The sequence below is a fragment of the Actinoplanes sp. GCM10030250 genome (assembly GCF_042666575.1).
In the GTDB taxonomy this organism is placed as follows: Bacteria; Actinomycetota; Actinomycetes; order Mycobacteriales; family Micromonosporaceae; genus Actinoplanes.
In genome coordinates this window covers 126,221-150,695 of record NZ_JBHTDO010000020.1, presented here as the reverse complement: position 1 = coordinate 150,695, position 24,475 = coordinate 126,221, and the positions used below count along the sequence as shown (strand labels likewise).

Here is a 24,475-nt window from a genome sequence, read left to right as displayed (position 1 = left end):
GCGGCCTAGCGTCAGGAACGTAAGCACTTTAGCCCATGACGGGAGTGTCGCCGTGAAGTTCTCGCCCCAGTCCACCGGGCTGGCCGTCGCGGTGCTCTCGGCCGCCAGCTTCGGCACGTCCGGTGCGTTCATCAAGCCGCTGCTCGAGGCCGGATGGTCACCCGCCGCGGCGGTGACCGTGCGCGCGCTGACCGGCGGGTTACTGCTGCTCCCGTTCGTGCTGTTCGCGCTGCGCGGGCGGTGGGACGCCCTGTGGCGGGCCCGCTGGCGGGTGCTCGGCATGGGCGCCGTGGCGGTCGCGTTCACCCAGCTGGCCTATTTCGCCGCCATCCACCGCATCCCGGTCTCCACCGCGCTGCTCGTGGAATACCAGGCACCGCTGCTGCTGGTGATCTGGGCCGCGGTCACCACCCGGCGGCTGCCGCGCCCCGCCGTGCTGCTCGGTTCCCTGCTCGCGATCGGCGGCCTGGTCCTGGTCATCGGCCCGGGCGCCCTCCAGGCCGTCGACCCGGCGGGCCTCGCGATGGCGTTCGCCGCCGCCATCGGCTGCGCTGTCTACTTCGTGGTCGCCGCCCGCCCCGCCGACGGCCTCCCGCCCGTCGTCCTGGCCGGCGCCGGCCTGCTGCTGGGCGGTGTCCTGCTCGGCCTGATCGGGCTGACCGGCCTGGTGCCGATGACCGCGGCGGCGGCCGACGTGCCGCTGCTCGGCTCGACGGCGCCGTGGTGGGTGCCGCTCGGCGTTGTCGCGATCTTCGGCACCGCGATCGCGTACGCGTCAGGGATCTTCGGTTCCGGCCGCCTCGGCTCCCGGCTCGCGTCGTTCGTCGGGCTCCTCGAGGTGGTCTTCGCCTCGGTCTTCGCCTGGCTCGTGGTGGGCGAGTCCCTCTCCCTGCTGCAGATGACCGGCGGCCTCCTCATCCTGGCCGGCATCGCCTCCATCCCCGCCGAACCCGCCGTCGCCACCGGCGACAAAGAGCCCGCAGCGCCCGCCGTCGCCACCGGCGACAAAGAGCCCGCGGAAGCCGCCGATCACGAAGAGCCCACGGAAGCCGCCGGCCGCAGAGAGCCGCAGCCGGCCGCCGAGATCTAGCGGATCGGCCGTCCCGGGCTCTCCGACAGCACCAGGAGCGGGACCCGCCGGCACGTCTCGGGATCCGCGGCCTCCGCCGCGGTCAGCGGACCCGCGCACCCCTGCATCCCCGACGCGATCCATTTCCCGAAGCGCAGCTCCTCGGCGGGCTCCGGCTCCCGGTGGGTGCCCATCGGCAGCCAGCGATAAGACCCGGTCGTCCTCCCGTCGACGCAGCGGCCGGTGAAGGTCACCCGGTCGTTGTCGATGTCGACAGCACCCGACACCGTCGGTCCAGGACCGGCCTGTACGTCGCTCAGGGCGTTCGGGCCGGTCCACCGGACGAGCTGCATGTCGGTGCCGACGCAGCGGGCGACGATGCCGGCGCTCGGCAGGCCGGCGTACCACTCGTCCTCGGCAAGCGTGTACTCCTCCTCCGGCGGCGACGAGGAGCGGGCCGCGGCGAGACGGTCGTTCACCTGGGCCTCGGTGAGCGTCTCCGGCCCCGGGTCGGCGACGGCGACCGCGGCGGTGGCGGCACCGATGGCGACGGCGGCGGCGAGCGGCCAGAGGATCATGTTCCGGTTGATGCGCATGCCGAGGACTGTCCCGGGTCGACGGTTATGAAGGTGCTAAGACGTTCCCAAGCTATCGTCCGCAGCATGCCACGGGTGCTGCTCATCGAGGACGACGCGGGCGTGCGTACGGCGATGCACCGCCACCTCACCGAGCGCGGTTTCGCCGTCACCTCGGCCGCCACCGGACTGGCCGGGCTGGCGGCGGTGACCGGGCAGCGACCGGACCTGATCCTGCTCGACCTGGGGCTACCGGACGTCGAGGGAATCGACGTGCTGCGGATGATCCGGGCGGTCAGCCGGGCGCCGGTGCTGGTGGCGACCGCCCGCGACGAGGAGGCCGGCATCGTGCTCGCCCTCGACCTCGGCGCCGACGACTACCTGGTCAAACCGTTCGGGCCGGCGCACCTCGCGGCCCGGGTGAACGCGCTGCTGCGCCGGGCGGCGTCACCGGCGAGGGCGGCGGTGATCGAGGTCGGCGGCCTGGTCATCGATCCGGCGGCCCGGATCGCCCGGCTCGACGGCACCCCGCTCGACCTGGCGCCCCGCGAGTTCGACATGCTCGCCTACCTGGCCGGCCGCTCCGGCGAGGTGATCGCCAAGCGCGAACTGCTCGCCGAGGTGTGGCAGCACTCGTACGGCGGTGCGGAGAAGACCGTCGACGTGCACCTGTCCTGGCTGCGCCGCAAGCTCGGCGAGAGCGCCACCCGCCCGCGCTACCTGCACACCGTCCACGGCGTCGGGATCCGGCTGGCGGCACCGCGGTGAGGCTCACGAACCGGTCCACCCTGCGCCGCCGGCCGGCGGCACCGCGATGAGGCTCACGAACCGGTCCACCCTGCGCCGCCGGCTGGTGGCGCAGACCGGCGCGGTCACCCTTCTTGTCCTGCTGGCGTTCCTGGCTCCGCTCGGGCTGGTGCTGGACCGCGCCGCTCAGCACCGCGCCGTCAACGCGGCCACTCAGCGTGCGCTCGCGCTGGCACCGCGGCTGGCCGGGCAACCCGCCCTGGCGGCACAGCAACCAGGCGTCACCGTGTTCCTGCCGGAGGGCGACCTCATCGGTACGCGGGCCCCGCGCACCGCCGCCGTCGAGCTGGCCGCGCTGGGCGGGCTGGTCACCGTCCGGTCGCCGGACGGCGTCGACGTGCTGGTGCCCGCGCCGCGACCGGAGGGCACGGCAGTCGTGCGGGTCGCGGTCACTTCCGGTCAACTGCATGACGGCGTACGGGCGACCATGCTCCGCCTCGCGCTGCTCGGTGCCGCACTGTTCGCCCTCGCGCTGATCGTGGCCGACCGGCTGGCCCGGCGCGTGGTGTCGGCGACCCGCGAGCTGGCCGGCGTCGCGGACCGGCTCACCGGCGGCGACCTGACCGCCCGGGCGGCGGTGACCGGCCCGCTCGAGTTGCAACGGATCGCCACCGCCACCAACCGCCTCGCGGGCCGCATCCAGGAACTCTTGGACGACCAGCGCACCGAGGCCGCCGAGCTGGCGCACAGCCTTCGCACACCGCTGACCGCCCTGCGGCTGGAGGCCGGCTCGGCCGGTTCCCCGCGGCTGATCGACGCGGTGCACCGGATGAGCAGCGCTGTCGACGAGGTGATCCGCGCGTCGCGCCGCCCGGCCCGCGAGGGGCTGCTCCCGTCGTCGGACCTGGCCGGCGTGGTCCGGCAGCGGCTGGCCTTCTGGGCGCCCCTCGCCGAGGAGACCGGCCGGGTCGTCGAGGCGGTGCTCCCGGCCGGCCCGGTCCCGGTGCGGCTGTCCGCGGAGGACGCCGCCACGCTCGTGGACGTCCTGCTCGACAACGTGTTCACCCACACCCCGGCCACCACCCGGACTGTGGTCGGCGTCGTCAGCAGCAGCGACGGCACCACCAGCGGCAGCGACGGCAGCAGCAGCGACGGCGGCGCGATCCTGTGGATCGAGGACGACGGGCCCGGCATGGATCCCGGCCCGCGCACCGGCTCCACCGGCATGGGCCTGGCGATCGCGACCCGGATCGCGGCGGCGGCACATGCCACGCTGACCTGCGGTCCGACGGGCCCGTCCGGCGGCACGCGGGTGGACGTCCGGTTCGGAGACGTCGCCGCGTCCGTCGCGCACCCTGGCGCGAGTGGGCACATGGTCGCGGGAGACGTCCCAGCGTCCCTCGCGCACCCTGGCGCGAGTGGGCGGGTGGTCGCGGGAGGTGAACAGGAGAGCTCCGCGCTGACCGTACGAAATAAAGAAGAGTGAGTGACTCCCCCGCGGTGACCACCGGGGTACGGTCGCGCGGGTGAGAGTTCGTCATCTGAACTGCGGAAGTCTCCAGCCGGTGCTGACGCCCGGCGGGCTGGTGTGTCATGTGTTGCTGGTGGAGACCGGTGACGGGCTCGTGCTGGTGGACTCCGGGTTCGGGCTGCGTGATGTCGCGGAGCCGCGGCGGCGCATCGGTGGGGCGCGGTTCCTGATCCGGCCGGTGCTCGACGAGGCGGAGACGGCGGTTCGGCAGGTGCGGGCGCTGGGGTATGAGCCGGACGATGTGCGGGATGTGGTGCTGACGCACTTCGACGGTGATCACGCGGGCGGGCTGGCGGATTTCCCGTGGGCGCGCGTGCACGTGACCTCGGCGGAGGCGGACGCGGCTCGGCGGCCGCGGAACATCAACGAGCGGTACCGGTATCTTCCGGCGATTCGCGAGCACCGGCCCGAGCTGGTGGAACACCGTCCGGACGAGGGCAGCGTGTGGCGTGGGTTCGCGGCCGCCTCCGAGATCGTGCCGGGCGTGGTGCTGATCGGGTTGCCGGGGCACACGCGGGGGCACGCCGCGGTGGCGGTCGACGCCGGGGAGCGATGGATCCTGCACGCCGGTGACGCGTTCTATCACCGGGGTGAGGTGGACGGGAGCGGGGTTTTTCCGCGGGCGCTGATGCGGTCGCAGATGGCGATCGCTCATGACCGCAAGCGGGTGCGGGCCAACCACGAGCGGCTGCGGGAGCTGTGGGCGGCGGCCGACCCGGGGCTGACGATCGTGAACGCGCACGACCCTGAGCTGCTGCGGCGCGCGCGGGGCTGACCGCGCTGTTCGTGTGGTTCACCAGAGTGTCGGTGGGGCCTGCTAGCGTCTCGGCACTGTTCCGCGAAGAGCTTGTTTCGGCCGAAGGAGTCCGGTGGGCATCTATGACTTTGTGACGACGTTCGCGGGCCTGCCGGTCGTCGCGCTGGAGGACGACGAAAGGCCCGCCGACCCGGCCGCGGTGGCGTGGCGGATCGACATGGAGGATTTCGAGGCCAGCCGGGAGGAGTTCGAGGCAGCCTTCGACAAGCTGCTGGAGGTGGCCGGGCCGGGCGGCCCGACCGCGCTGATCATCGCCGAGTGGGGCTCGGCCTATGACACACCGCCCCCGCTCGACCTGCTGGTGCGCCACGCGGAGCGGCTCAGCGGCCTGCGGGCGCTGTTCCTCGGTGAGCTGAGCGGTGAGCAGTGCGAGATCTCGTGGATCAACCAGACCGACGTCACGCCGGTGCTGGAGGCGTTCCCGGCCCTGGAGCGCCTGTGGATCCGCGGGGGTCAGGGCCTGGCGCTCAAGCCGGTGCGGCACGAGGGCCTGCGTGAGCTGGTCATCCAGACCGGTGGCCTGCCTGCCGAGGTGATCCGGGCGGTCGGCGCCTGCGAGCTGCCCCACCTGACGCACCTGGAGCTGTGGCTCGGCGTCGATCAGTATGGTGGCGACGCCCGTGCCGACGACCTGGCGCCGATCCTGGCCGGCCGGTCGCTGCCCGCGCTCACCCACCTCGGCCTGCGCAACGCCGAGATCGCCGAGGAGGTCGCCGCGGCCGTCGCCGCCGCGCCGGTGGTCGCCCGGCTCACCTCGCTCGACCTGTCGCTGGGTGTCCTCGGCGACACCGGGGCGGAGACCCTGCTCGCGGGGCAGCCGCTCACCCACCTCACGTCGCTGAACCTGAGCCACCACTTCATGTCACCGGAGATGGCGCAGCGCGTCGTCGACGAGCTGCCGGGCGTCGCCGTCGACGTCTCCGACCAGCAGCGCGAGGAGGAGTGGGGCCGCTACACCGCGGTCTCGGAATAGATGCGTCTCGCTGTCGTCGGCAATCCGGCGAACCGCCGGGTCGCCCTGTTCACGGCCGCGGTGTCCCGGGCCGGCCTGCCGGCGCCCGAGGTGTTCCCGTGGCGCGAGGTGCTGCGGTCCGGGCGGGTTCCCGGGGCGGGCACCCGCGTGCGGATCGACTCGCCGGGTGAGGACTCCGAGGTCGACCGGCTGCTGCGGGAGGCGGGCAGCGGGCGGCCCGCCGTCGCGGCCGAGCACGGGGAGATCGTCGGCGGGGCGGCGGCGTTCGCCGGGCTGCGGGTGGGGCTGGCGCGGGTCGCTGCCGGTGGTGGTGACCTGCTGAACCAGCCCGCCGACATCCTGACGATGACGGACAAGCCGCGCTGCCACGCGGTGCTGTCGGCCGCGGGGATCCCGGTGCCGGCCGCGCTCGGTCCGGTCGGCGATTATGCGTCGCTGCGTGCGGTGATGGCGGCCGCCGGGTGTTCGCGGGTGTTCGTGAAACCGGCCTACGGGTCGTCGGCGTCGGGGGTGCTGGCGCTGGCGGTGGACCGCCGGGGGCGGATCGCGGCGGTCACGTCGGTCGAGCTGAGCGAGGGGCGGATCTTCAACAACCTTCGCGTACGCCGGTACGACGACGAATCCTCCGTCGCGGCGATCGTCGACCGGCTCGCGCCCGACGGGCTGCACGTGGAGCGGTGGTTCCCGAAGGCGTCGCTCGGTGACCGGGTGCTCGACCTGCGGGTGGTGGTGATCGGCGGGGAGCCGGGGCACGTGGTGGTGCGGACGAGCCGGTCGCCGATGACGAACCTGCATCTCGGCAACGCCCGGGGGGAGGTGGCGGCGGTGCGGGCCGCGGCCGGTGAGCGGGAGTGGGCGGCGGCCATGGAGAGCTGTGCCCGGGTGGCGAAGTGTTTCGGCCGTACCCTTCAGGTCGGTGTTGATCTCATGTTCCGGGCGGGGTGGCGTGGCCATGCGGTGGCCGAGGTGAACGCGTTCGGCGACCTGCTGCCGGGAGTGCTCGCCGGCGGGCGGGACACCTATGACGCGCAGGTGTCGGCGTGCGCGATCGGATAGGCGGTCACGACCTGCTGTTCGTCACCCTGGACACGCTGCGCTACGACGTGGCGGCCGGGTGCCTGGCGGCCGGCCGCACGCCGCGGCTGGCCGGGGTGCTTCCCGGTGGCGTGTGGGAGGAGCGGCACACGCCGGCCACCTTCACGTACGCGGCGCATCAGGCCTTCTTCGCCGGCTTCCTGCCGACCCCGGTGACGCCCGGCCCGCACGAGCGGCTGTTCGCCGCCCGGTTCGGCGGCAGCGAGACCAGCGGGCCGGGCACGTTCGTCTTCGACGCCCCCGACCTGCCGTCCGGGCTGGCCGCCGCCGGCTATCACACGGTCTGCCTGGGCGGTGTCGGGTTCTTCAACCCGGCCGCTCCCCTGGGCCGGGTGCTGCCCGGCCTGTTCGCCGAGTCGCACTGGGAGACGGCGTTCGGCGTGACGGCTCCGGACTGCTTCGGCGCCCAGATCGACCGCCTGGAGACCATCGTCGGCGCTCTGCCTGCGGAGCGGCCGCTGTTCACGTTCGTCAACGTCGCCGCGCTGCACCAGCCGAACCGGCACTACCTTCCGGGGGCCGCGGCCGACAGCCTGGACACGCACGCGGCCGCACTCGAATACGTCGACGGGCTCCTCGGGCGCCTGTTCGCCGTGGTCACCGGCAGGGGACGGCCCTGCCAGGTGATCATCTGCTCGGATCACGGCACGCTGTACGGCGAGGACGGGCACGTCGGCCACCGGGTCGCTCACTCATCGGTGTGGACCGTTCCCTACGCCGACTTCATCCTGGACGCATCATGAGCCTTGATATCTCGCCCTACCAGGGCTATCTGTACGCCTATCCGCACAAGACGGCCTACCGCGCCCTCGACCCGCGCCCGCAGCTCAAGGAGGTCTGGGCGGACGAGGAGCAGGACTCCCTCTTCGGCTACGTGCACCTGCCGTTCTGCGAGATGCGGTGCGGGTTCTGCAACCTGTTCACCAGGGCGAACCCGCCCGCCGAGCAGGTGACGGCGTACCTGCGCCAGCTCCGCCTCCAGGGCGAGGCGATCCGCGACAGCCTCTCCCCCGGCGCCGCCTTCTCCCGGCTGGCGATCGGTGGCGGCACCCCGACCTACCTGACCGCTGCCGAGCTGACCGAGTTGTTCGGCATCGTCCGGGACACGTTCGGCGGGCTCGGCGTCCCGCTGTCCGTGGAGACGTCACCGGCCACCGCGAGCCCCGACCGCCTGGCCGTGCTCGCCGCCCACGGCACCACCCGGATCAGCATCGGCGTGCAGAGCTTCCTCGACACCGAGGCCCGCGCCGCCGGCCGCCCCCAGCGCCTGCCCGAGGTGCACGCCGCCCTCGACGCCATCCGCGACGCCCGGATCCCGGTGCTCAACATCGACCTGATCTACGGCATCGACGGCCAGACCGCGCAGACCTGGCAGCACTCCCTCGACACGGCCCTGCGGTGGCGGCCCGAGGAGCTCTACCTCTACCCGCTCTACGTGCGCCCGCTCACCGGCCTCGGCCGCCGCGCCCACGCCCGCGCCGACTGGGACCGCCAGCGCCAGGAGCTGTACCGGCAGGCCGTCGACGTGCTCACCGCCGCCGGCTACGTACGGCACTCGATGCGGCAGTTCCGCCGCGCCGGCGCCCCAGTCCCGGACGGCCCCGACTACTGCTGCCAGGACGACGGCATGGTCGGCCTCGGGTGCGGCGCCCGGTCGTACACCACGCGGCTGCACTACTCCTTCGACTACGCGGTCGCCGTCTCCGAGGTCCGCGCCGTGATCGACGACTACCTGGCCCGCCCCGCCGGCGACTTCCGGCACGCCGAGATCGGCTTCCACCTCGACGAGATCGAACAGCGCCGCCGCTGGCTGCTCAAATCGCTGCTCCGCGCCGAGGGTGTCGACGCCTCCGCCTACCGGTCCCGGTTCGGCACGTCCCACGTCACCGACTTCGCCCAGCTCTCCGTCCTGGTCGACCGCGGCTGGCTCGACGAATCCCGCACAGTTCTCACCGCCGAAGGCCTCGCCCACTCCGACGCGATCGGCCCGTGGCTGGTCTCCGGCCCGGTCCGCGAGGCGATGGGAGCCTACGTCCCCCGATGACCGACGACCTGTACGTGCTCTACCGCGGCCCCCTCGCCAGCTGCAACTACGACTGCCCCTACTGCCCCTTCGCCAAGCGCGTCGACCCGCCCGCCCTGCTCCGCGCCGACCGCGCCGACCTGGCCCGCTTCACCGACTGGGCCGAGGCGACCACCGACCGGCGGCTCTCCGTCCTGTTCACCCCGTGGGGCGAGGGCCTGACCCGCTCCTGGTACCGCGACGCCATCGTCCGCCTCTCCCACCTGCCGCACGTGGCCCGCGTCGCCATCCAGACGAACCTCGCCACCCGCACCGCGTGGCTGTCCGAGGCGAACCCCCGGGTGGCGGCGCTGTGGACCACCTACCACCCCGGCCAGGTGACCCTCGACCGTTTCCTCGGCCGCTGCCGGGAACTCCTGGCACTGGGCGTCCGCTTCTCGGTCGGCGTCGTCGGCCTGCCGGATCACCACTCGGCGGCCGTCGCCCTGCGGGAGGCCTTGCCCCCCTCGGTCTACCTGTGGATCAACGCGGCCGACGGGCACGTCTACACCGGCGAGGAGGAACGCCGGTGGACCGCACTGGACCCGCACTTCGGTGACAGCGTCCGCCCGCATCCGTCGCTCGGCGCGGCCTGCCACGCCGGCGAAACGGCGATCTCGGTGCTGGGCGACGGGACGGTGCGCCGGTGCCATTTCATCCAGACCCCGATCGGCAACCTCTACGACGGGAGCTGGCGGGCGGCCCTGCGGCCCCGGCCCTGCACGAACTCACTGTGCGACTGCCATATCGGCTACGTGCACCTCAAGCCTCTCCACCTGCGCGACGTGTACGCCGGTGGGGTGCTCGAACGCATCCCCGCAGTGTGGCCGCTGACCCCTCCGGTCGCCGGTCTCCCGCTTCTGCCTCCGGGTGGCGGCTCATCCTCGAAGGTCCGCAGCGGCTCGAATACCCATTGACCCCGGTCCGGCTGGTTGTGGGTGCTGTGCCCGGCGTCGCGAGTCAGCACCCGGAGCCAGCCACCACCGCGGCCCTCAGCTCAGGTCTGCACCAGCGGCCGATACTCCTCCTCCGTCAACCCGAACGTCCACGCCACCCCTTCCCGTGCCGTCCGAGTCCGCGGCGGCACCCGCAACCAATAGACCCGGCTCGTCCCATCAGGCTCCGGCGTCGAGTTCACCACCTCGACCATGACCAGCGGCTCGTCGCCCGGAAGATCCAGCCACCACAGCACGCCGGTCTCGTCCGAGCCGAGTTGCCGCGCCCCGGCCTCGTGCAGATAGCGCTCATACCCGAAGTGCTCCAGCATCACCCGGCGAATCTCGGCGTTCTGTTCGCCGCGGATGCGCTCGACGGTGAGGGTGGGCAGCTCGGTCACCAGGTCGGTGGGGATCGGCATGCCGCGCCAGGCCCACAGCCCATAACCGTCGGGGAACTCCATGGCGGCACCCTCGCCGCGGTGGAGGCGGCCGACGTTGTCGCGCTCCAGCCCGGCCGGCCGCTCGGTGAGCACTGCCACCCGCTCGTTGGCCCACCACCAGCCGCAGTGCCGGGCCACCTCGGCGAGACCGGCGAGCCGGGTCATCAGACCGGCACCGGGACTCAGCATGTCGGCCGCCTCGAAGGTGCTCAGCCACGTGCCGTCGTGCTGCCCGTAGATCGCGTCGAGCATCGGCATCCGCACCGCCCGGCCGGCGTCCCCGGGCAGGTCAGCGATCAGATCCTCCCCGAGCCGCAGCCGCAGCCGACCAGCGATCAGGTCCATCACCAGCGGCCACGATCGGCGCCCCGCGGCCGCACTGAGCTGAGCCCAGCCGTCGGTGCCCAGAGCCTCCGCGGCCGCCTTGCGCGCCGCCGCCCACGGCTCAGTCCGCACCCGGCGGCGCAACGACGGCCCACCCGTCTCCCCCGGCACCCACCCCTGCGCCAGCAACCCAGCCCGAACCTCAGCAAACCAGCCCGGCCCACCAGTCCCACCAGTCCCACCAGGCCCACCAGTCCCACCAGTCCCACCAGTCCCACCAGGCCCGCCAGGCCCGCCAGGCCCGCCAGGCCCGCCAGGCTCCAGCGCGGCAGCACCGGAAAGCAACCCCACAGCAGCCGCCCCCGCCCGCGGCGACCCGAACCAGTAGATCCTCTCCGGCCCCGCCACCCCAGCCAGCCGGTACGCCTCCCGCACCCCCCGCTCCGCAGCCGCCCGCACCCCCGGCCCGGTCTGCAGCGCCGCCGCCAGCCACTGGTCCTCGATGGCCGCGGCCATCGCCTCCTGAGCGTGAGTCAGCCTCATCTCCCCGGCCCCCGTCAGTCCGCGACCGGCCGGAACGACCCCGGGATGTACTCCCTCTGCCGCACCACCCGATAGTGCCCGGCGGGCAGCGAGATCGGCCCGTGCTCCTCGTGGGTGACCCGCCCGTGGGCCGGCACCTCGACGAACATCCGGTCGGGATCGTCGAGATCGGCCAGCAGCCGCAGGCCCGGACCGCCGACAACGTGCGCGTGGCCGGTCGCCTCGCCGTGCGCCAGGATCATCCGCCCGCGCCGGTCACGTGGCACCGGAGCGCAGGCGGGCACCTCGGCCCGCTCCACCGGGATGATCAGCACATCGCCCTGCCGGAACATCGAACCTCCCACGCTCTCTTCTCAGTGAGGCCGCACGCTACCGCCGGGGTACGACATTTACGCTGACGCCGTGATCAAGGCAGTGATCGTTGACGTGGATGACACCCTGTGCCTGACCGAGGCCGCCTCCTTCGACCTGGAGAACGAGGTCCTCGCCCGGATGGGCCGCCCGCCCATGCCCCGCGACGTACACCTGTCGACCTGGGGCGAAGTCCTCCTCGACGCCATGCCCCACCGCTCCCCCGGCATCGACCTGGACCGCTTCGCCACGCTGTTCCCCATCGCACACCAGGAGTACCTGGCCGACGGCCGCCTCGACGTCATCCCCCCGGACAACCTGCGAGCCCTCGACCACCTGGTCGCCTCGGGCCACTCGGTGATGCTGCTGACCTCCCGCGCCGAGGCCGAGATCCAGCACATGCTCGAACCCGATCACGTCCTCGCCGGCCGCGTCACCCACGCCTACCACCAGGGCAACACCCGCTTCCGCAAGCCCGACCCGCGAGCCTTCGACGAACTCCTCGCCGAAACCGGCTTCCCACCGGAGGACTGCGTCTACGTGGGCGACTCCCCCGGCGACGCGGTAGCCGCATCCGGCGCCGGCATCCGCTTCATCGCCTGCCTCCAGAGCGGAGTCCGCCGCCTCGACGACTTCGACCCCCACCACGTCACCGCCGCCATCGACTCCTTCCCCGAACTCCCCGCCGCGGTAGCCGCCCTCGAAACCCCCTGACCGCTCACCCCAGGCGTCCCTCTCCCGCTTCCTTCAAGATCACAATGCATTCGTACGACCCACGCAAAGTCCCCGAGCTACACCGCGACCCCCTGCCACTCCAGGCCGCAGCGCGCCCGCCGGGCTGAAGCCCCCGGTCACCCTCACCCCACCCCGCTCACGCCCAGCCCACCAACCCAGCTGGCGCTGAGCGGGGCCTCCACGCCCAAAACACCCCCCTCACGCCCAGCCCACCAACCCAGCTGGCGCTGAGCGGGGCCCCCACACCCAAAACACCCCCCTCACGCCCAGCCCACCAACCCAGCTGGCGCTAAGCGGGGCCCCCACGCCCAAAACACCCCCCTCACGCCCAGCCCACCAACCCAGCTGGCCCTCAGCGGGGCCCCCACGCCCGAAACACCCCCCTCACGCCCAGCTGAGCGACCGCCCGGCTGAGCGAGCGAGCCGGCTGAGCGACCGCCCGGCTGAGCGAGCGCGGCGGCTGAGCGAGCGCGGCGGCTGAGCGAGCGAGCCGGCTTCGGGAGCCGCGCGAGGCAGGGCGGCGAACCCCACTCGGGGTGAGCGCGACCGCCCACTTCAGCCCGGCTGTCGCGCATCGGCCCCGGCCCGGCACCGCCTCGCGCGCACAGTGGAGGACTCCGCGCCGGGCGTACCCCTGCATTTTTGTCGTGAAGAGCGCCGGGAAACCAGACACCGGCTGTCAGGTTTTGAGGCCACGATCGACAGCATGACTAAACCACTGACCGGAAAGGTCGCCCTGGTCGCCGGGGCGACGCGGGGTGCGGGGCGGCAGATCGCGGTGCAGCTCGGCGCGGCCGGTGCGACCGTTTACGCGACCGGCCGCAGCACGCGCGGTAAGCGCTCGGAGATGGACCGCCCGGAGACGATCGAGGAGACCGCGGAGCTGGTCACGGCCGCCGGCGGCACCGGGATCGGCGTCGCGGTCGACCACCTGGAACCGGAGCGGGTGAAGGCGCTCGTCGAACGGATCGACAGCGAGCAGGGCAGGCTCGACGTGCTGGTCAACGACGTGTGGGGCGGTGATCCGCTGGCGACGTGGGACAAGCCGGTGTGGGAGCAGCCGCTGGAGGCCGGTCAGAGGCTGCTGCGGCTGGCCGTCGACACGCACATCATCACCAGCCATTTCGCGATGCCGCTGCTGATCCGCAACCCGGGCGGCCTGGTGGTGGAGATGGGTGACGGGACCACGCGGTACAACGAGGTCAACTACCGGCTGTCGGTCTTCTACGACCTGGCGAAATGGTCGGTGAACCGGCTCGCGTTCGCCTGGTCGAAGGAGCTGGCGGAGCACGGCGGGACCTCCGTCGCGCTCACACCGGGCTGGCTGCGGTCGGAGATGATGCTGGATCTGTTCGGCGTCACCGAGGACAATTGGCGGGACGCCACGGCCAAGGAGCCGCACTTCGCGATCTCCGAATCACCGGCCTATGTCGGTCGCGCGGTGGCGGCTCTGGCCGCCGACCCGGACCGCGCCAGGTGGAACGGCAAGTCGGTGTCCAGCGGTGAGCTCGCTCAGGTCTACGGCTTCACCGATCTCGACGGAAGCCGGCCGGACGCCTGGCGCTACATGGTCGAGGTGCAGGATCCCGGCAAACCGGCCGATGTGACCGGCTACCGGTAGAGGTCGCCGAGCCGCTGCGCGGCTTCGGTGAGCCGGGTGCGGAGTTCGGGCGGGTCGAGGACTTCGGCTTCCGGTCCGAGACGCAGGACGTACGAGTAGGCCACGTCGAGCGATTCGACAGGCAGGCGCGTGCGGACCCAGCCGTCCGCGTCCGGCTCACCAGCAAGGTCAAACGCTTCCTGTACGGCGTAAGGCTCCACCACGTGCCGCAGCATCCGCAGCCCGTGCTCACTGAGCCGCAGCGTGATCGTGTCCTTCATCATCTGCCGGATGAACTCGGCAGCCCGCTCCGCCCAGAACGCCGGCAGGTCGAACTCCGGGTCCCGGACGAAGGTGTCCCCGCCCGCCTCGACACCGGTGATCCGGTCCACGCGGTAGGACCGCAGGTTGTCGCCCACCTTCCCCACGAGATACCAGACACCGTTCTTCAGCACCAGCCCGTACGGTTCGACGGTGCGGGTCACCTCGTCCTTACGGCGGTACCGCATGGTGAGCACCCGGTCCTGCCACACCGCCTGCGCCAGCTCGGCCAGCAGCGGCGGCGGCGCGGTGTCACCGAACCACCCCGGCGCGTCCAGATGGAACCGCTGCCCGGCCCGCTCCGACGCGTCCCGCAATCCCGGCGGCAGCGCGGCGAGGACCTTACGCCGTACGGCCCGGACCGGCTCGGCAAGCCCCATGTCCCGCGCCGGCCCCGGCAGTCCGGCAAGAAAAAGCGCCTCGGCTTCGCTCTGGCTCAACCCGGTCAGCCGGGTCCGGTACCCGCCGACCAGCCGGTAACCGCCCGAGCGCCCCTGCTCCGCGTAGACGGGGATCCCGGCGGCGGAGAGTGCGAGGGCGTCGCGGTAGACGGTCCGCTCGGAGACCTCGAGCTCAGCGGCGATCTCGGCAGCGGTCATGGTGCCGCGCGACTGCAGCAGCAGGACGAGGTTGATGAGCCGGGCGGCACGCACCCGCCCATTGTGGGCCGCTACCGTGCGCGCGTGCCCGTCACCTCCCTCCTCTCCTCTTCCTCTTCCGCTAAGTGAAGGGGCCCCTCACGGTGGTTTTGACAGCGACCGTGATGATGGCGGCGTGAACATCAGCGAGCCGGTGGTCTGGCGTGCGAAGACGGATGATCCCGGGCACGCGTGGCGCGAGGGTGGCCAGCTCGTCGCCGCCTCCCTCATTCCGGCGGTCCTGATCCTCTGCGCCGGCGCCGCCATGGACGCGTTCACCGGCGCGTTCTGGCTCGCGCTGCTGCTCGTGCCGGTCGCGGCGGCCTACGCGGGCTGGTCGATCTTCCGGGACCGCCGCGCGCTGGTCGACGTCGAGCTCGCCGGCACCGAGTTCACGCTGGTCCGCCGCGACGGCAGCCGGACCACCGTTCCGGCCTCGCAGGTGCGGCGGATCGACGTCTGCCGGACCCTCTACGACGGCACCCCCGAGTCGATCACGATGCGCCTCCACGTCGGCGGCAGGGCCGAACGCACCCGCCCCGGACCGGGCACGCTCCCCGACGGCTGGCGGGAGGCCGTCACCATCGCCGAGGTCGAGACCACCTACGCCGACAAGCGCCGCCGCAACAGCTGACACCTCCCCGCACGGAGGTCCCCGGCCGCTCGCTCGCTGACCGGGCGCTCGCTGGGCTGGGCGCTCGCTCGGCTGGCCCTTAGGGGTGCTTTTTCGGCCTGGAGGCACCCCTCACGGCCAGCCGGGTCGCCCGGCTGGGCGTGAGCGGTGCCTTTCGGGCCCGAAAGGCACCCCTCACGGCCAGCCGGGTCGCCCGGCTGGGCGTGAGCGGTGCCTTTCGGGCCTGGAGGCACCACTCAGAGCCAGCTGGGTTGATCGGCTGGGCGTGAGCGGTGCCTTTCCGGCCGAAAGGCACCCCTCAGAGCCAGCTGGGTTGATCGGCTGGCGGCCAGAGGGGCCGGCCGGGTCCGGGCGGCGGGGCGGGGATGGGCGGCGGGGCGGGGATGGGTGGGGTCAGCTGAGGAGGCGGGCCATGTGGTCGGGGGCGAAGAACTCGGCGGGGGACGTCACGCCGGAATTCAGCCGGGCGAAGGCGTCCATTTTCGCCTGGTTGCCGGCGATGGCGGTGACCAGGCCGACCATCTGCGGGTCCGGCGGCTGGAGCGAGGCGATCCCCAGGGTCATCTGGTAGACCGGCATGGCGCGGGCGTCGCGGCGCGTCTGATAACCGGTCAGGGCTTCGGCGTACGGGATGCCCTGCCCCAAGGCCTCGTCCAGTGCCAGCGTGAGATTCTCGGCGTCGAGGAAGGCATCGGTGATGCCCTGGGCCGTGATGAAGTCCCGGCTGTAACCGGCGTCGCCCACCAGTGCCCAGCCGGGTCCGAAGGGTGTGCGGAAGTAGTTGGGCACGGACGTCCCGGCGAGACGTGTCTCGCGCTTGGCCTCGCGGATCCGGTCGGCGAACGCGGGTGACAGGTCGAACGTCTTCAGGAGCTCGGTCTCGATGTCGTTGCGGTGGGTGGCGAGTTCCGCGTACGGCCAGCCGCCGATGACGAGCGTCAGGTCGTCGTTCGTCGGGCACACCGCCCAGCCCCGCCCGGGCCGGCTGTACGCCTCGAAGGTGTCGGTCGGCAGGTTGCTCCAGTAACCGTAGTACCCGACGGTCAGCGGCGGCTGGTCCTCGTAGACGGCCGGTTCGACGGCTTTCGCCACCACCGAGTTGCGGCCGTCCGCGCCGACCACGACGGGCGCCCGCTCCACGAACGAGACGCCGCTGCGGTCGTGGCCACGGATGCCGGAGACCTTGCCGTCGGAGAGGAAGACCTCGTCGACGGTGAAGTCTTCGCGCACCTCGGCTCCGGCGGCCGCGGCGGCGTCGACCAGGATCTTGTCGAGGAGGGTGCGGCGGGGCGCGTAGGCGTACGGCGTCTCGGTGGTGCCCGGCGCACCGGCGACGGTGACCGGCCCGAAGTCGAAGGAGTAGCGCCCGACCGGCGGGCAGCCGGTCGCGGCGATCTGGTCGAGCAGGCCCCAGCGTTGCAGCGCGGCGACACCCGGTGGGTGGATGACGTGGGTGGACACCGTGTCGCTGGGGAACGTCGCCCGGTCCACCAGCAGGGTCCGGTAGCCGCGGCGGGCCATCAGCATCGCGAGCGGCGCACCGGCACAGCGCGCACCCACCACGATGACGTCGTACGTCGGATCCGTCATGATCTCCCTCACTCGATTTCCCAGGCCATAGTGGACGCTGGGACTCGCGCTGTCGATGGGGCCGGGCGGGTTTCCCGCCGACGTTACGCAAAGTGCGGCCCGCACGGCACCCGCCGCGCGGACCTGCTGCCCGCGGGGGAGAGCGCGCTCAGGACAGCTGTACCGGGATCCGCTCGTCCCTGGTGTTGTCCAGCGCCCAAGCCTCGCGGACCGAAGCCCGGTACAACCGCAGCCGGGCGCCGGCTTCGAGCTCGGTGCGATCGAAGAGCGGGGCGCCGCGTACGCCGGCCGGGCTGTTGTAGATCGCCAGGCTGGTGTCCAGCTCCTCGTCCGGCACGAGCGCGCCCTCGGCGGCGAGGTAGACCGCCTCGCCGTGGTACACCGGCACCGTGGAGTCGTAGATCACGATGCTGAGCTCGGGGCGCACGGCGAGGTTGCGCGAGTGCAGGGCGGACGGTTTCGAGATCCAGTAGAAGTCGCGGTAGCCGTCGGCCACGAAGTAGACGGGTGACAGCCACGGCAGGCCGGACGCGTCGGCCGTACCGAGGGTCATGTAGTGATTCGCGTCGATGATCTCCTGAGGGTCCACCCGTTCAGCATGCCAGCGATCCGGCTCACACCGCGGGGGTCGGCGCCGCGGCCGGTGATGCCCTATGCTCGCCGGAATGTGGCTTACCGGCCTGGTGCGCAAGCATCACGAAGTGGCGAAGTTCCTGGTGGTCGGCGGGGCCTGTTTCCTGACCACGACTGTCGTCAACTACGCGCTCAAGCTGACCGTCCTGCACGAGAAGCCGGTGACGGCCCTCGCCGTGGCCACCCTCGTGAGCACCGTGCTGTCCTATGTGCTGAACCGTGAGTGGTCGTTCCGCACCCGCGGCGGGCGGGAACGCCACCATGAGGCAGCGCTGTTCTTCTCGGTCAGCGCGGTCGGCATCGCCCTGAACTCGCTGCCACTGGCCGTCTCGCGGTATGTGCTGGACCTCCAGGTACCGCTGGTGACCCGGCCGGTGCAGGAGATCGCCGACTTCGTGAGCGGCATCATCATCGGTACGCTGATCGCGATGTGCTTCCGCCTCTGGGCGTTCAAGCGGTTCGTCTTCCCGCACGCCGAGGCCCGGGTCCGGCCGGCGCGGCGGATGAGGCGCGGCCCGCGCAGTGGTGTCCTGCGCAGCGGCGTCCTGCGGCATGAGTCCGAGGCCCGCGACCCGGAACCGCATCCCTGAACGGGCCCGCTGCCCCCAATGCTTGCCGGAATCGGGCGCGCGCATGGCGTGTCGGACCGGTTTCAGGGGCCGATGCGGTAGCCGTTCCGGCCGTTCGGCCGACCCCTGATCGTGGATTCGACGCCCGTCGCGATAGCGCACCATGTGCCGGTGCGAAACAAGATCATCACTGCGGTACTGGCCGCCTGCTCGGTCACCGCCGGATGCTCCTCGTCCCCCTCGCCGGTGCCGGCCGCCGGCACCTCCGCGCCCGCCGCTCCGGCAGCGGTCGAGACGTCGGCCCCGACCGCGAAGGGGCAGCTCAGAGCGGCGGCCCAGGCCTACAGCGACGCGTTCCTGACCGGGCAGGCGACGGCCGGGTACACACTGCTCTCCGAACGCTGCCGCAAGCGCACATCGCCGGAACGGTTCGCCGCCATGCTCACCGCCGCCCAGCGGATGTACGGCACCGCCCTGCCTTTCGTCACCTTCGCCGCCGCCGTTTCCGGCGATTCGGCACAGGTCAGTTACACCTTCTCCGTGACCGCCGTCAATCAGCTCGACGAACCGTGGGTCCGCGAGGACGGGAACTGGCGCCAGGACGGCTGCTGAGTCACAGTTCTTCGCGCAGGCCGGCGAGGAACTGGCGGTAGTCGTCGCCGAACGAGATCGCCGCTATGTAGGTGGCGTCGACGGCCGCGGCGAGCGGATCGTCCTTGCCGACGGCGAGCAGGGCGGGGAAGGCCAGGGCCGCCCGGAGCATGTTCCCCGGCCCGCCGCGCATGCCGGCCGGGGCGGCCGGGATCCGGACGGTCTCCTGCGGCAGGCCCGGGTCGCTGAGGAGCCGGTTGAAGACGGTGTGGAAGTCGGCGAACCCCGGCGGAAGCGGCTCACCCGCGTCGGCAGCGGTCAGCGCCTCGGCGATCCAGTCGATCCGGTCCAGGCCGGCCACCTCCATGGCGCGCCGGGCGGCCCGGCGGGCGACCTCGCGCTGGCGTGCGGGCGGCAGCTCGGCGAGGCGGTCGAGCAGCGGGCGGTCGAGTTTCGCCAGCGCCTTCGCGCGGCCGATCAGCGTGCGAACCCGTTCCGAAGGCGGGGTGCCACCCCAGGCCGCCGCGAGGCGTTCGGTATTGCGCCGGCGATAGCTCTCGGCGCGTTCCGTGGCGGCGGCCGCCTCCGCCTCGAGAGGCGCCTGCCAGGCCGGAACGGCCGGCCCGTCGAGCAGGTGATCCCAGAGCAGACCGAGGGTGACCGCGTCCTTGCCGGGAACGTCCTCGTGACGCAGGGTCAGATCGCCGGCCTCGTCGAGGTGCAGCCGTACGGTGGTCGGCCGGTCGTCCGGCAGGGCGGTCACCGGAACGGGGAAGATCGGCGCCGCGGCCACGGCCCACTCCCAGGTCAGGGTGTCCTTCCCGGCACCGGCACTCAGCCGGATCTCCAGATCGCCCGCCGGAAGCACCGCCTCCTCCGGCAGCCGCACCGGCGCGGGCCGTCGCCGCACCACCGTCACCCGCGGCAGCTCGGCGCCGTCCTGGCCGGGACCGGCTTGCTGCGGGGTGACCAGCCCGGCCATCGCCCATCCGGCGGCCTGCCCGGTCTTCTGCGCCCAGCCGGCGCGGATGCCGTCGGCGAACACCGTGCGGTGCCCGGTCTCCTCCTCGACCGGCCACACGTGGACCTCGTGCTGCTCGGGCGGGTCGTCATCAGTACGGACCGACTCGTGGATCCGGTCGCGGGCGTGCACCCGCACCCGGATCAGGCCCGGCCGCGGAACCGCCACGTGGCGGAGCTGGTCGATCGGGTTACCCATCAGGCCGAGCACGGTGAACCGGCCGTCCGGGCACCAGATCGTCGTCTCACTGACGGCGTCCCAGTCCTCCCGGTCCGGGCCGGGCGGCGCCTCGTCGCTGACCACCACGCGCAGCTCGATGTGTCCGGTGTGCAGCCCGGTGAACGCGGTGCACACGGACCGCCCGCCGACATGCAGCAGCTCGTCGCCGACCGTGTAGATGTCCAGGCGACGGTCGCTGCCCGTCGCGGTTAACACCTCGTACTGGCAGTAACTGACGAACATCCGGACGAACTCCACGCGGGGAAGAGTATCGATGTTCGGTCCCGCGCGGAGTCCCGCCGGAAACGTCAGGCACGGGCGCGGTAGAACACGTAGTCGCCGAAGCGCCGGTGGCCGCGCCCGGTCTCGGCGACATCGGTCAGGCCGGCGTCGCGCAGGGTGGTGAGCACGCGCGCGGGCAGATCGCCGACGAGCTGCGGGTGGCGGCGGGCGGCCCGGTGGCCCGGCGGCAGCCCGGCGATGTCGACGATGTGCAGCTCACCGCCCGGGCGCAGCACCCGCCGGACCTCTGCCACGGCGCGAGCGGTCTCCTCCGGGTCCAGGTGGTGCAGCATCAGCGAGGACAGGACCCGGTCGAAAACGGCGTCGGGGAAGGGAAGGCTTCCCGCGTACGCCTGCTTGAAAGAGACCTCGAGACCCGCCCGCCGGGACTTACGCCGGGCACGCCGCAGCGCCGCCGGGTCCGGATCAATGCCATGCAGCTGTACGCCTGGAGTGCGCCGACCCTGCGCCCTCAGCAGGTCGCCGGGTCCGCAGCCGATCTCCAGCACCTGGTGACCCTCCTCGATGCGGGCCCGGTCGAGCAGTTCGGCGTGCACCCGGGGAACGCCCCAGAAGCGGGTCAGCGGTTCGTAGAGGAAGAGCAGCCAGTGCTTGCCCATCGCGGGGATGTAGTCATCCGGATGGGAGGAAGTTTTGGTCATAGGATCAGCCTCATGGGCCGGCAACGTGCTGACGATGGCGGATCTGTGGGGGCGATGGGACATTCTTCGGTTGCTGATGGTCACGGCCACCACCCGGCGGGGATCGACCCCGACCGACTGCGCTCGGGTGTTGTTGGTTATGACCGCAGGCCTGGAGCGCCACCCGTTGCCGTCACCCGGATGCGCGGTGCGGAACCCGCCGACGACCGGGCACACGCGCACGACTTCCTCGTGCTGTTCTACGCGGAACGTGCCGACAGCCGGTTCGAACTCGACGGGCGGAGCTGGACGGTGTCCGACGGCGACCTGTTCGTCATCGCGCCGGGGCAGGTCGTGCGCTTCACCGGTGCGTCGGGGGCGTCCGTCGAGGACGGGTGGGTGGTGTGGTTCCCGGCCGACGTGATCCGGGCGGCGGAGGCGTACCCGTCATGGCGTACGCATCCCCTGCTCTTTCCCTTCGCACGCGGAGCGGATCGCGCGCAACGGCTGAGAGTCCCCGCCGGGGAGCGCGCGACGTGGATCGAACGGTTCGCCGCGCTCGACGACGAGTTGCGGGACCGGCGCGACGGCTACCGGGAGGCGGCGCTGGCGCACCTGACGCTGATGCTGGTGGCGGTGTCGCGCCTGACCGGCGTCGCCGACGCGCTGCGGGCGTCGGACGAGCCGTTGCTGGCGGCGGTGTTCGAGGTGGTCGAGCGGCGGTTCTCCGAGCCGGTGTCACTGGCGGATGTGGCGGCTGAGCTGGCCATCTCCCCCGGGCATCTCACCACTGTGGTGCGCCGCAAGACGGGTCGCACGGTTCAGCAGTGGCTCGCGCAGCGGCGGATGCAGCAGGCCCGGCGGCTGCTCGCGGAGACCGATCTGACGGTCGCGGCGATCGCGCGGCGGGTCGGCTATCCGGATGCGGGGTACTTCATCCGGCGGTTTCGCACCGACCACGGCATGACCCCGGCGCGGTGGCGTGGCGGGCCCGCTGTCACCGATGCACGGACCGATCGGTCATAGCACCCTGCGGCCCCGCTCGCCGACCGGCCCCGGGCCGGGCTCATCCCCGGCCGACCCGCTCTCTCACGAGCCCGGTTAGGTGGCTGACCGACAGCCGGGATGGCCGAGCCGTAGCCGAGCCACCAAATGAGCCCGCCGTCAGGTACCTGCGCTACGGCCGAGAAACAATGAGCCGTAGCTGAGGCACCCAACAGCTCGCAACACACCGCCCCGGACGAGGACGAGCGCTCGACGCGGGCAAGCGGCGCGGGCGGGCCAGGCGCACGGGCCTGGCGGCGCAGGCGCGCGGCGCGGACGACGCAGGCGCGCGGGCCTGGCGGCGCAGGCGCGCGGGCCTGGCGGCGCAGGCGCGCGGGCCTGGCGGCACAGACGCGCGGCACGGACGACGCAGGCGCGCGGGCCTGGCGGCGCAGGCGCGGCCGGCGGCGGGCAGTGAGCTGACGGTGAGCTCATGCCGAAGCCGGCACCCGCGCCGGAGCCTCGGGTGGGCGCGGGGCATTAGGCGAGTAACTTGGCGAACTCCTCGGGATCGATGACCGGGATTCCCAGCTGAGCTGCCTTCTTGGCCTTACTCGTCGTCGTCTCCGCCGTCACCAGCCCTGTCGTCTTGGCGGACACGCTGCTGCTGGCCGACCCGCCGAGGGCCTCGATGCGTTCGCTCACTGTGGTTCTCGTGTAGCCGGGCACGGACCCGGACACCACGTAGGTCTTCCCGGCGAGGGGCTTCTCCCCGCCGTCGTCGTCGACGCGCATTGTCAGGCCGTGTGCGGCCAGGCGGTCGATGACCTCGCTCAGGCCGGCGAGACCGTCGACCACGTGCTGGGCCTTGATGAGGCCCATCTTGTCGATCTGGGCGATCTCCTCGACGCCGGCTGCCCGGAGTGCGTCCATCGTTTTGAAGCGGGCGGCCAGCCACCGGCCGACGCTGCGGCCGGTCATTCGGATGCCGAGGCCGGTGACGACCCTGTTGAAGGGCTGCTTCTTGCTCGCCTCCAGGCCGGCGATGATGCGCTCCGCGTTGTTGCGGCCCAGCGTCACCGTGCCGCCGGCGGCTGTCTTGCCGACAGCCAGTTCGGCGATGGAGTCGGCGGTCAAGTCGTACAGGTCGGCGACGGTGCGGGCGATTCCCGCCTCGACGAGCACGTCGCAGAACGCGTCGCCGGCGCCGTCGACGTCGAGGGCGTCGCGGCTGCACCAGTAGGCCAGGGCGTTGGCGGCGGCGCACGAGGCGGTGTGGCAGCGCCAGAGCAGACTGGTCTTGTCCCACGGCTCGCCGCACTGCGGGCACACCTCGGGCGCCAGCCACGGGGTCAGCCCGTGCGGCTGCTCGCCGATCGGTGAGGTCACGCGGGGGATCACGTCACCGGCGCGCCACACCGCCACGGTCTGCCCGATTGCGAGCCCCTGCTCGGCGACCCACTGCGGGTTGTGCAGGGTGGCCTTGGTGACGGTGGTCCCGCCGACCATGACCGGGTCGATGATCGCGCGCAGGCTGATCCGCCCGGTCCGCCCGACCCGCACCTCGATGTCGCGCAGCACCGTGGAAGCGGTGTCCGGCGGGTATTTGAAGGCGACAGCCCAATACGGGGTACGGCTGGCGAGCCCGAGCCGCCTCCGGGTGCTCTCCTGGTTGGCCTTGATGACCGCCCCGTCGATCGGGAACGCCAGGCCGGAACGGCGCGCCCCGATCGTCTCGACGGCCGCGATCACCTGCTCGGCGGTGAAGCACTCACCCGCCGCCTCGGCGATCAGCTCGCAGGCCGGCGGGAAGCCGAGGCTCCCGGCGTGCGCCATGGCTGCCAGATGACTCCCGTAGGTGCCGCTGACCTCATAGGCCGCGAACGTCATCGGCGCCTCGTAAGTCCGATCGATCGCCCGGATCGCCCCCGCGACCGCCCCGCGCGAATTCACGAACGCCTTGCCACCGGCGGCAACCCGGTTGGCGCTGGCCGCCTCGAAGTCGGTGACCGTCATGTAGACCTCGCCGCGCACCTCACCGCTCCACGCCGAGGGCAGCTCCGCGGGCAGCCCGGCGATCCCGCGCCGCACCTGGGTGGTCACGTCCTCCCCGGTAGTGCCGTCTCCCCTCAATGCCGCCAGCGCGAGACGGCCCTCGACATATTCGGCGCGGATCGCGAGCCCGTCCAGTTTCACCTCGACCAGGCAGCCGTCGCCGCCGAGGGTGGTCACGAATGCTGCCACCTCCTCCGGCGTCTTGATCTTGTCGAGGGAGAGCATCGCCGTCGGATGTCGCACGTCGCCGCCCGCCGACGCACCGGCCGCCACAGCGGTCGTGATGCCGTGGTCGTCCCACGACGGGTTGGCCGCGACGGTGGCGGCGATCCGGTCCGCGAGCAGGTCGTAGTCGGCGTCGGTCAGCAGCGCGTCACCGGTGTCGTAATAGGCCTGAGCGGCCCGGCGCGCCTCCTTCACCGCTCCGTCGAACTCGTCACGGCTGAGGAAAGGGATCGTCATGCGCTGAGGAAAGGGATCGTCATGCCAGGAGAATA

General features: G+C 72.2%; 24 protein-coding genes. 15 read left to right on the top strand and 9 right to left on the bottom strand.

All coding sequences use genetic code 11. The features are described 5' to 3' along the window. Window positions 1–52 precede the first annotated feature (52 nt). On the top strand, window positions 53–1,090 hold the full coding sequence (locus ACFQV6_RS24840) for a DMT family transporter (RefSeq protein ID WP_378029976.1): 1,038 nt from the start codon (window positions 53–55) through the stop codon (window positions 1,088–1,090). On the opposite strand, the gene ACFQV6_RS24835 is transcribed toward ACFQV6_RS24840, so the two are convergent. Beyond that, window positions 1,087–1,665, bottom strand: a complete 579-nt coding sequence (locus ACFQV6_RS24835) for a hypothetical protein (RefSeq protein ID WP_378029975.1) — start codon at window positions 1,663–1,665, stop codon at window positions 1,087–1,089. The genes ACFQV6_RS24840 and ACFQV6_RS24835 overlap by 4 nt on opposite strands. Window positions 1,666–1,731: 66 nt before the next feature. Between ACFQV6_RS24835 and ACFQV6_RS24830 the strand changes: the two genes are divergently transcribed. The 8 genes from ACFQV6_RS24830 to ACFQV6_RS24795 all read left to right on the top strand — a co-directional run bounded on the left by ACFQV6_RS24830 (window position 1,732) and on the right by ACFQV6_RS24795 (window position 9,786). Further along, the gene (locus ACFQV6_RS24830; RefSeq protein WP_378029974.1) at window positions 1,732–2,412 is read left to right on the top strand and encodes a response regulator transcription factor; all 681 of its coding nucleotides are present in this window, start codon (window positions 1,732–1,734) and stop codon (window positions 2,410–2,412) included. 46 nt (window positions 2,413–2,458) lie between these two features. Then, on the top strand, window positions 2,459–3,877 hold the full coding sequence (locus tag ACFQV6_RS24825) for a sensor histidine kinase (RefSeq protein WP_378029973.1): 1,419 nt from the start codon (window positions 2,459–2,461) through the stop codon (window positions 3,875–3,877). A 40-nt stretch (window positions 3,878–3,917) separates the two neighbouring features. Beyond that, window positions 3,918–4,697, top strand: a complete 780-nt coding sequence (locus ACFQV6_RS24820) for an MBL fold metallo-hydrolase (protein WP_378029972.1) — start codon at window positions 3,918–3,920, stop codon at window positions 4,695–4,697. Window positions 4,698–4,791: 94 nt separating this feature from the next. Then, the gene (locus tag ACFQV6_RS24815; protein WP_378029971.1) at window positions 4,792–5,712 is read left to right on the top strand and encodes an STM4015 family protein; all 921 of its coding nucleotides are present in this window, start codon (window positions 4,792–4,794) and stop codon (window positions 5,710–5,712) included. Then, the gene (locus ACFQV6_RS24810; protein ID WP_378029970.1) at window positions 5,713–6,768 is read left to right on the top strand and encodes an STM4014 family protein; all 1,056 of its coding nucleotides are present in this window, start codon (window positions 5,713–5,715) and stop codon (window positions 6,766–6,768) included. It begins immediately after the preceding gene. Beyond that, the gene (locus ACFQV6_RS24805) at window positions 6,753–7,550 is read left to right on the top strand and encodes an STM4013/SEN3800 family hydrolase (RefSeq protein WP_378029969.1); all 798 of its coding nucleotides are present in this window, start codon (window positions 6,753–6,755) and stop codon (window positions 7,548–7,550) included. The genes ACFQV6_RS24810 and ACFQV6_RS24805 overlap by 16 nt, the downstream gene beginning before the upstream one ends. Then, window positions 7,547–8,851, top strand: a complete 1,305-nt coding sequence (locus tag ACFQV6_RS24800) for an STM4012 family radical SAM protein (RefSeq protein WP_378029968.1) — start codon at window positions 7,547–7,549, stop codon at window positions 8,849–8,851. The genes ACFQV6_RS24805 and ACFQV6_RS24800 overlap by 4 nt, the downstream gene beginning before the upstream one ends. Further along, window positions 8,848–9,786, top strand: a complete 939-nt coding sequence (locus ACFQV6_RS24795) for an STM4011 family radical SAM protein (RefSeq protein WP_378029967.1) — start codon at window positions 8,848–8,850, stop codon at window positions 9,784–9,786. Before ACFQV6_RS24800 ends, ACFQV6_RS24795 begins: the two co-directional genes overlap by 4 nt. Before the next feature lie 80 nt (window positions 9,787–9,866). Here the strand turns inward: ACFQV6_RS24795 and ACFQV6_RS24790 are convergent, their stop codons facing one another. Then, window positions 9,867–10,760, bottom strand: a complete 894-nt coding sequence (locus ACFQV6_RS24790; RefSeq protein ID WP_378029966.1) for a DUF6745 domain-containing protein — start codon at window positions 10,758–10,760, stop codon at window positions 9,867–9,869. Between the two features lie 368 nt (window positions 10,761–11,128). Next, entirely contained in the window at window positions 11,129–11,458 is a 330-nt protein-coding gene (locus tag ACFQV6_RS24785) for a hypothetical protein (RefSeq protein WP_378029965.1), read from the bottom strand. Between the two features lie 58 nt (window positions 11,459–11,516). Here ACFQV6_RS24785 and ACFQV6_RS24780 point away from each other — a divergent pair, with 58 nt between their 5' ends. Both ACFQV6_RS24780 and ACFQV6_RS24775 read left to right on the top strand, forming a co-directional pair. Next, window positions 11,517–12,179, top strand: a complete 663-nt coding sequence (locus ACFQV6_RS24780) for an HAD family hydrolase (protein WP_378029964.1) — start codon at window positions 11,517–11,519, stop codon at window positions 12,177–12,179. Window positions 12,180–12,906: 727 nt separating this feature from the next. Further along, window positions 12,907–13,821 carry an SDR family oxidoreductase gene (locus tag ACFQV6_RS24775; protein ID WP_378029963.1) on the top strand — a complete coding sequence of 305 codons (915 nt, stop codon included), beginning with the start codon at window positions 12,907–12,909 and terminating at the stop codon, window positions 13,819–13,821. Here ACFQV6_RS24775 and ACFQV6_RS24770 read toward each other — a convergent pair. Then, a complete protein-coding gene (locus ACFQV6_RS24770) occupies window positions 13,812–14,774 on the bottom strand; it encodes a helix-turn-helix transcriptional regulator (protein WP_378029962.1) in 963 nt (320 codons plus the stop codon). The two genes, ACFQV6_RS24775 and ACFQV6_RS24770, sit on opposite strands and share 10 nt — an antisense overlap. 121 nt (window positions 14,775–14,895) lie before the next feature. Between ACFQV6_RS24770 and ACFQV6_RS24765 the strand changes: the two genes are divergently transcribed. Continuing rightward, window positions 14,896–15,393, top strand: a complete 498-nt coding sequence (locus ACFQV6_RS24765; RefSeq protein ID WP_378029961.1) for a hypothetical protein — start codon at window positions 14,896–14,898, stop codon at window positions 15,391–15,393. Window positions 15,394–15,786: 393 nt separating this feature from the next. Here the strand turns inward: ACFQV6_RS24765 and ACFQV6_RS24760 are convergent, their stop codons facing one another. Beyond that, window positions 15,787–16,983, bottom strand: coding sequence for an FAD-dependent oxidoreductase (locus tag ACFQV6_RS24760; RefSeq protein WP_378029960.1), 1,197 nt, complete (start codon window positions 16,981–16,983; stop codon window positions 15,787–15,789). A 148-nt stretch (window positions 16,984–17,131) separates the two neighbouring features. Continuing rightward, complete coding sequence (locus ACFQV6_RS24755) at window positions 17,132–17,572, bottom strand: pyridoxamine 5'-phosphate oxidase family protein (RefSeq protein WP_378029959.1); 441 nt, start codon at window positions 17,570–17,572, stop codon at window positions 17,132–17,134. 76 nt (window positions 17,573–17,648) lie between these two features. Between ACFQV6_RS24755 and ACFQV6_RS24750 the strand changes: the two genes are divergently transcribed. Beyond that, window positions 17,649–18,206 (top strand): GtrA family protein, encoded by a 558-nt coding sequence (locus tag ACFQV6_RS24750; RefSeq protein ID WP_378029958.1) that lies wholly within the window; start codon window positions 17,649–17,651, stop codon window positions 18,204–18,206. Between the two features lie 150 nt (window positions 18,207–18,356). Then, window positions 18,357–18,797 (top strand): hypothetical protein, encoded by a 441-nt coding sequence (locus tag ACFQV6_RS24745; protein ID WP_378029957.1) that lies wholly within the window; start codon window positions 18,357–18,359, stop codon window positions 18,795–18,797. Window position 18,798: 1 nt separating this feature from the next. Here the strand turns inward: ACFQV6_RS24745 and ACFQV6_RS24740 are convergent, their stop codons facing one another. Next, the gene (locus ACFQV6_RS24740) at window positions 18,799–20,274 is read right to left on the bottom strand and encodes a hypothetical protein (RefSeq protein ID WP_378029956.1); all 1,476 of its coding nucleotides are present in this window, start codon (window positions 20,272–20,274) and stop codon (window positions 18,799–18,801) included. Window positions 20,275–20,324: 50 nt separating this feature from the next. Continuing rightward, a complete protein-coding gene (locus tag ACFQV6_RS24735; protein ID WP_378029955.1) occupies window positions 20,325–20,960 on the bottom strand; it encodes a class I SAM-dependent methyltransferase in 636 nt (211 codons plus the stop codon). Between the two features lie 180 nt (window positions 20,961–21,140). Here ACFQV6_RS24735 and ACFQV6_RS24730 point away from each other — a divergent pair, with 180 nt between their 5' ends. Further along, on the top strand, window positions 21,141–21,965 hold the full coding sequence (locus ACFQV6_RS24730; protein ID WP_378029954.1) for an AraC family transcriptional regulator: 825 nt from the start codon (window positions 21,141–21,143) through the stop codon (window positions 21,963–21,965). Between the two features lie 498 nt (window positions 21,966–22,463). Here the strand turns inward: ACFQV6_RS24730 and ligA are convergent, their stop codons facing one another. Next, window positions 22,464–24,440 (bottom strand): NAD-dependent DNA ligase LigA, encoded by a 1,977-nt coding sequence (gene ligA, locus ACFQV6_RS24725; RefSeq protein WP_378029953.1) that lies wholly within the window; start codon window positions 24,438–24,440, stop codon window positions 22,464–22,466. Between the last annotated feature and the right edge of the window lie 35 nt (window positions 24,441–24,475).